Genomic DNA, 7,146 nt, shown 5'->3' on the forward strand with positions numbered 1-7,146 from the left:
TGATGTGAGCAAGTCTCTGCAAGCCATTCGTGGCATGAACGACATCCTGCCGGAGCAGACGCCACTGTGGCGCTACTTCGAAAGCACTGTCGCGCGTCTGTGTGATAACTACGGTTACAAGCAGATACGCACGCCGATCGTCGAGTTCACCGAGCTGTTCAAGCGCTCCATCGGTGAAGTGACCGACATCGTCGAAAAAGAGATGTACACCTTTGAAGACCGCAACGGGGACTCCCTGACCCTGCGTCCGGAAGGCACAGCCGCATGCGTGCGCGCGGTTCTGGAACATGGCATCACCGGTGGTGGCCAGACCCAGAAAATGTGGTACATCGGCCCGATGTATCGCCACGAGCGCCCGCAGAAAGGCCGTTACCGCCAGTTCCACCAGATCGGTTGCGAAGTTTTCAACCTGGACGGCCCGGACATCGACGCCGAGCTGATCGTGCTGACCTGGCGCCTGTGGGGCCAGTTGGGCATTCGTGACGCGGTCAAGCTTGAGCTCAACAGTCTGGGCACCAGCGAGTCCCGGGGCCGCTATCGCGAAGCCCTGGTCGAGTACCTGTCGGCCCACCTGGACAAATTGGACGAAGACAGCCAACGCCGTCTGAAGACCAACCCGTTGCGCGTTCTGGATACCAAGAACGCCGACACCCAGGCCGTGTTGGTCGATGCGCCGAAAATGGCTGATTACCTGGACGACGAGTCCCGGGTGCACTTCGATGGCCTTAAGGCTCGCCTGGATGCCGCGGGTATTCCCTACGTGATCAACCCGAAACTGGTGCGTGGCCTCGATTACTACAGCAAGACCGTGTTCGAGTGGGTCACCGACAAACTCGGCGCCCAGGGTACCGTGTGTGCCGGTGGTCGCTACGACGGCCTGGTGGAGCAAATGGGTGGCAAGCCGACCCCGGGCGTAGGTTTTGCCATGGGCATTGAGCGGCTGATCCTGCTGCTCGAAACCCTCGAGCAGGTGCCCGAAGAGATTTCCCGTCAGGTGGATGTGTACCTGTGCGCCTTTGGCGAGGCCGCCGAACTGGCTGCCCTGGCCTTGAGCGAAAAAGTGCGCGACCAACTGCCGAACCTGCGGCTGCAGATCAATGCCGGCGCCGGTAGCTTCAAAAGCCAGTTCAAGAAGGCCGACAAGAGCGGTGCGCTGTATGCGCTGATCCTCGGCGATGATGAGCTGGGCCAGCAAGTGATAGGTTTCAAACCCCTGCGTGGCCAGGGCGAACAACAGAACATTGCCTTTGATGCGCTCGCTGCGCACTTGGCCACCTGCGTCGTGCAGGGTTGAAGCTGTCGAACAGCCGAATTTAGCGATTAAGGAGTATTGGGGTGTCGAGTACTGATGATGAGCAACTGGCCGAATTCAAGGACTGGTGGCAGCGTAACGGCAAGCCCCTGGTCACTGGCGGCCTGCTGGCGTTAGTGGTGGTGTTCGGCTGGCAAGCCTGGACCAAGTATCAGGCCAACCAGTCCCAAGGCGCCTCGATCGTTTATCAGCAATTGCTGGAAACTACCCTGACGCCGGACGGCAAGCCTGACCCCGCGCAGGTTGCAGATCTGGCTGGCAAGCTGAAGAACGAATTCGGCGGTAGCACCTACGCCCAGTACGGCAGCCTGTTCGTCGCGAAAGTGGCGGTTGATACCGGCAAGCTGGATGATGCCGCCACTGAGCTGAAGGCCATCGCCGACAAGCCGACCAACCCGACCCTGGGTGAAATCGCACGTCAGCGCCTGGCACAGGTATTGGCGGCACAGAACAAGGCTGACGAAGCACTCAAACTGCTCGACGGCGATGCTGACAAGGCATTCGTGGCCACTCGCGAAGAGCTCAAGGGCGACCTGTTGGTCCAATTGGGTCGTACCGACGAAGCCCATGCTGCGTACCAAAAAGCCAAGGCGGCGCTGTCTGATGAAGCGGCGGTCGGTGGCTTACAAATCAAGCTCGACGACTTGGCCAAAGGGGATGCGTGACGTGATCCGTTGGAAACATGCAGCATTGCTGGCTCTGGCCGTTTTGGCCGCGGGTTGCAGCAGCAACAGCAAAAAAGAACTGCCACCTGCCGAGCTGACCAGCTTCAAGGAAGAAGTGGTCCTGCAAAAGCAATGGAGCCGCTCCGTCGGTGATGGTCAGGGCGACCTCTACAACCTGTTGCAGCCGGCCATAGAGGGCGACAACATCGTCGCCACCGACTCCACTGGCGTTGTCATTGCCATGGATCGCATGAATGGCGACGTGAAGTGGAAGAAAGACCTCGAGCTGCCGGTTTCCGGCGGTGTGGGCGTCGGCTACGGCATGGTGCTGATCGGCACGCTCAAAGGTGACGTGGTCGCACTCGACTCCAGCACCGGCGAAGAAAAATGGCGCGCTCGCGTGACCAGTGAAGTGCTCTCGGCACCTGCGACCAACGGCGATATCGTCGTGGTACAAACCCAGGATGACCGCGTGATCGGCCTGGAGGCCTCCACCGGTGACCAGCGCTGGTTATACGACAGCACCCCGGCGGTGTTGACCCTGCGCGGTACCAGTGGTCCGATTGTGACCAACAACCTCGCCGTTGCTGGCCTGTCGACCGGTAAAGTGGTCGCCTTGAATACCCAGAACGGCGTGCCGGCCTGGGAAACCCGTGTGGCTATCCCACAAGGTCGTTCCGAGCTGGATCGCGTCGTGGACATCGACGGTGGCTTGCTGCTGTCGGGCGAAACCCTCTACGTCGCCACCTACCAGGGCCGTGTTGCTGCGCTGGACCTGCAGAGCGGCCGCATCAACTGGCAGCGTGATGCTTCCAGCTATGCAGGTGTCGCCCAAGGGTTTGGCAGCGTCTATGTGAGCCTGGCCTCCGGCACGGTTGAAAGCGTCGATGAGCGTTCCACCACCGCACTGTGGAGCAACGACTCACTGGCTCGCCGTCAACTGTCGGCTCCGGAAGTTTTCTCCAGCTACGTAGCGGTAGGTGACTTCGAAGGTTACCTGCACCTGTTGAGCCAGGTGGACGGTCGCTTTGTGGGTCGCCAGCGTATCGACAGCGACGGCCTGCGTGCACGCCCGCTGGTGGTAGGTAACATGCTTTATGTGTATGGCAACGGCGGCACGCTGGAAGCCCTGACCATCAAGTAAAGGTTTGACTATGCTTGGGGTAACCCCCCAGGCGGCCCTGTTTCAATGCCTGTTGCTGTAGGAGCAAGCTTGCTTGCGAAGGACTTCAACGATAACGCGGGTTTTCTGGATAGACGCGTCGTCCTTGGGTTTTTCGCGAGCAAGCTCGCTCCTACAGTGGTGGTGCCAGAGCAGGGCATGTGGCATTTAAAATGCCGCCCCGAGCACCAGCCGCTGCCCTGCAGCGGCTTTTGTATTTTCTGAAATAACGAAGTGGAGAGCCGCATGGTTCCCGTAATCGCCCTGGTGGGCCGACCTAACGTCGGCAAGTCCACCTTGTTCAACCGCCTGACCAGGACTCGCGACGCCATCGTCGGCGACTTGTCCGGTCTGACCCGTGATCGCCAATACGGTGAGGCAAAGTGGCAAGGGCGCTCCTACATTATCGTCGACACCGGTGGTATCTCCGGTGACGAGCATGGCATGGACGAAAAGATGGCCGAGCAGTCGCTGCTGGCCATTGAAGAAGCCGATGTCGTGTTGTTCCTGGTGGATGCCCGCGCCGGCTACACCGCTGCCGACCAGATGATTGGCGAGCACCTGCGCAAGCGTAACAAGCGTTCCTATCTGGTCGCCAACAAGATCGACAACATCGATCCTGAGGCAGCCCGTGCCGAATTCAGCCCGATGGGCCTGGGAGACGCGATCCCGGTCGCCGGTGCCCACGGTCGCGGCATCACCCAGATGCTGGAAATCGCCCTGCGCGATTTCCCCAAGGATGACGTCGAGGAAGAAGAGGGTGATGAAGAGATCGTTGCCGAAGGCGAGGAAGCCAAGCGCATTCCTGGCCCGAGCGAAAAAGACGGTATCAAGATCGCCATCATCGGTCGCCCGAACGTCGGCAAGTCGACCCTGGTCAACCGCATGCTCGGTGAAGACCGCGTTATCGTCTACGACCAGCCCGGCACCACCCGCGACAGTATCTACATCCCGTTCGAGCGTAACGACGAGAAGTACACGCTGATCGACACCGCAGGTGTGCGCAAGCGCGGCAAGATCCACGAAGAAGTTGAAAAGTTCTCCGTGGTCAAAACCCTGCAGGCGATCAAAGACGCCAACGTGGTGATCTTCGTGATGGATGCCCGCGAAGGCGTGGTAGACCACGATCTCAACTTGCTGGGCTTTGCCCTGGAAGCCGGTCGGGCCCTGGTGATCGCGATCAACAAGTGGGACGGCATGACGCCGAGCGAGCGCGATTTCGTCAAGATCGAGCTGCAGCGTCGGTTGTTCTTCGTTGAGTTTGCCGACATCCACTTTATCTCGGCACTGCACGGTACCGGCGTGGGCAACCTCTACGCCTCCGTACAGAACTCGTTCAAGTCTGCGGTCACCCGCTGGCCGACCAACCGCCTGACCCAGATCCTCGAAGACGCCGTGGGCGAGCACGCCCCGCCGATGGTCAACAACCGCCGGATCAAACTGCGTTACGCCCACTTGGGTGGTGCCAACCCGCCGATTATCGTGATCCATGGTAATCAGATCGAGAAGGTGCCCAAGTCCTACGTGCGTTACCTGGAAAACACTTACCGCCGAGTCTTGAAACTGGTCGGTACGCCGATCCGCATCGAGTTCAAGGGTGGCGAGAACCCATACGAAGGCAACAAGAACACACTGACCGACCGTCAGGTGAACAAGAAGCGTCGTTTGATGACTCACCACAAGAAGGCCGACAAGAAGCGTCGCGACAAGAAATAGCAGGCGCTATAAGTTGTGAGCGACAAGCTGCAAGAGAGGGCTCCTTTGGAGCCCTTTTTTATGCGCGGCCGTTTGTGCCTTGACCCGATGCAATTGGCAGCTTAAAACTTGAGGCTCACCTGCAGGGGCCTCCGATGATCACCAGCAAGCTGCCGAACGTCGGCACGACCATTTTCACCACCATGTCGCAACTCGCTGCTGAAACCGGCGCGCTCAACCTGTCCCAGGGTTTCCCGGATTTCAATGGACCGCAAGGTTTGCTCGACGCAGTGGGCAAGCATATCGCTCTGGGTCACAACCAATACGCGCCCATGACCGGCTTGCCCGTGTTGCGGCAGCAGGTGGCTGCCAAAATTGCTCGCAGTTATGGCGCCACAGTCAATGCCGACAGCGAGGTGACCATCACTCCTGGCGCCACCGAGGCGATCTTCTGTGCGATCCAGGCGGTGATTCGCAATGGCGATGAAGTCATCGTGTTCGACCCCAGCTACGACAGCTATGAGCCCTCAGTGGAGCTGGCCGGTGGTCGTTGCGTGCACGTGCAACTGAGCCTGGACGGCTTTGCCCTCGACTTCGAGAAGATCAAGGCGGCACTGTCACCGCGCACCCGCATGATCATCATCAACTCGCCCCATAACCCGACTGGCGCGCTGATCAGCCGTGCCGAGCTGGACCAGTTGGCCGAACTGATCCGCGACCGCGATATCTACCTGGTCAGCGATGAGGTCTACGAACATCTGGTGTTCGACGGTGTGCCACACGTCAGCGTTCTCGCCCACGAAGAGTTGTATCAGCGCGCTTTCGTGGTCAGTTCCTTCGGCAAGACTTATCACGTGACCGGCTGGAAAACCGGCTATGTGGTCGCTCCCCCGGCCCTCAGCGCCGAACTGCGCAAGGTGCATCAATATGTCAACTTTTGCGGCGTGACCCCTTTGCAGTACGCTTTGGCTGACTTCATGGCTGATCACCCGGAGCATGTCGAAGAACTGCCGGCCTTTTACCAGGCCAAGCGCGACATGTTTTGCGACCTGCTGGGGCCATCCCGCTTCAGTTTTACCCGGGTGAGCGGCACTTATTTCCAACTGGTGGATTACTCACAGATTCGCCCAGACCTGGATGACATTGCCATGTCCTTGTGGATGACCCGCGAACACGGCGTGGCGACCATACCGGTCTCGGTGTTCTACCAGAACCCACCCCAAGGCCAGCGCCTGGTGCGCCTGTGCTTTGCCAAACGCGAGGAGACGCTGCAACAAGCAGCCGAAAAGCTATGCGTGATCTGAGTGCACTGCCCAATCTGAACATCGCCCTGATCCAGACCAGCCTGGTGTGGCATGACCGTCAGGCTAACCTTGAGCATTTTGAGCTGCTGCTGGAGCAGGCCAATGGCGCCGACCTGATCATACTGCCGGAGATGTTCACCACCGGTTTCTCCATGGAGTCCGAAGCGCTCGCCGAGCCGGAAAACGGCCCGACCCATCACTGGCTCCAGGCGCAGGCATCCAAATACAACGCGGTGATCACTGGCAGCGTGATTATCCAGGCCGCCGACGGTAGCCACCGCAACCGCCTGTTGTGGGCAAGGCCGGATGGCGAGGTGTTGCATTACGACAAGCGTCACCTGTTCCGCATGGCCGGTGAGCACGATCACTACACCCCCGGTGAACGCCAGGTGCAGTTTGAGTTGAAGGGCTGGCGCATACGCCCACTGATTTGCTACGACCTGCGCTTCCCGGTATGGAGTCGCGATGCCCAGGACACCGACTTGCTGCTGTACACCGCCAATTGGCCCGGTGCGCGGCGTCAGCATTGGAACCGCTTGTTGCCGGCGCGGGCCATCGAGAATCTGTGTTACGTGGCGGCGGTGAACCGCGTCGGCACGGACGGCAAGGGCTTCGCCTACACCGGCGACAGCCAGGTGCTGGATTTCCAAGGTGAAACCTTGCTGAGTGCAGGGGAGGCGGACGGGGTGTTCCAGGTGATTCTGGATGCGGCGGAGTTGGCTGCTTATCGCACCAGGTTTCCAGCGAACCTGGATGCCGATAGCTTTCAGTTCCTGTAGGAGCGAGCTTGCTCGCGAAAAGCGCCAACGATAACGCAGCGTTATCAGGTTGCCAGCGGTGCCTTTGGGTTTTTCGCGAGCAAGCTGTTCTGGTCAAGTTTTTCCGGACACCGATTACGGTGGTCAAGCCTCCTGCTGCTCCATGGCTATTGGAGACAGGTAGTTATTGTAGCTGTGGAGCCTAATTCGGTTATACCGCATGAAGAAGCTGGTCATATCCTGCCTGGCT

The 7,146-nt window shown here is 59.5% G+C and carries 6 protein-coding genes; all 6 read left to right on the top strand.

Annotated elements, in window-relative coordinates:
* The first annotated feature begins 4 nt into the window (after positions 1-4).
* A complete protein-coding gene (gene hisS / locus ASD70_RS06740; protein WP_056845989.1) occupies positions 5-1,294 on the top strand; it encodes a histidine--tRNA ligase in 1,290 nt (429 codons plus the stop codon).
* A gap of 41 nt (positions 1,295-1,335) precedes the next feature.
* On the top strand, positions 1,336-1,977 hold the full coding sequence (locus tag ASD70_RS06745) for a YfgM family protein (RefSeq protein ID WP_003194010.1): 642 nt from the start codon (positions 1,336-1,338) through the stop codon (positions 1,975-1,977).
* The gene (bamB, locus tag ASD70_RS06750; RefSeq protein WP_056845990.1) at positions 1,970-3,121 is read left to right on the top strand and encodes an outer membrane protein assembly factor BamB; all 1,152 of its coding nucleotides are present in this window, start codon (positions 1,970-1,972) and stop codon (positions 3,119-3,121) included. The genes ASD70_RS06745 and bamB overlap by 8 nt, the downstream gene beginning before the upstream one ends.
* Before the next feature lie 264 nt (positions 3,122-3,385).
* Positions 3,386-4,855 carry a ribosome biogenesis GTPase Der gene (der, locus tag ASD70_RS06755; protein WP_046069439.1) on the top strand — a complete coding sequence of 490 codons (1,470 nt, stop codon included), beginning with the start codon at positions 3,386-3,388 and terminating at the stop codon, positions 4,853-4,855.
* A 134-nt stretch (positions 4,856-4,989) separates the two neighbouring features.
* Complete coding sequence (locus ASD70_RS06760) at positions 4,990-6,138, top strand: pyridoxal phosphate-dependent aminotransferase (RefSeq protein WP_056845991.1); 1,149 nt, start codon at positions 4,990-4,992, stop codon at positions 6,136-6,138.
* Positions 6,126-6,917 (top strand): amidohydrolase, encoded by a 792-nt coding sequence (locus ASD70_RS06765; RefSeq protein WP_046069437.1) that lies wholly within the window; start codon positions 6,126-6,128, stop codon positions 6,915-6,917. The genes ASD70_RS06760 and ASD70_RS06765 overlap by 13 nt, the downstream gene beginning before the upstream one ends.
* Positions 6,918-7,146: the final 229 nt, after the last annotated feature.

Origin of the sequence: Pseudomonas sp. Root569 (assembly GCF_001427465.1) — a bacterium.
Classification (GTDB): domain Bacteria; phylum Pseudomonadota; class Gammaproteobacteria; order Pseudomonadales; family Pseudomonadaceae; genus Aquipseudomonas; species Aquipseudomonas synxantha.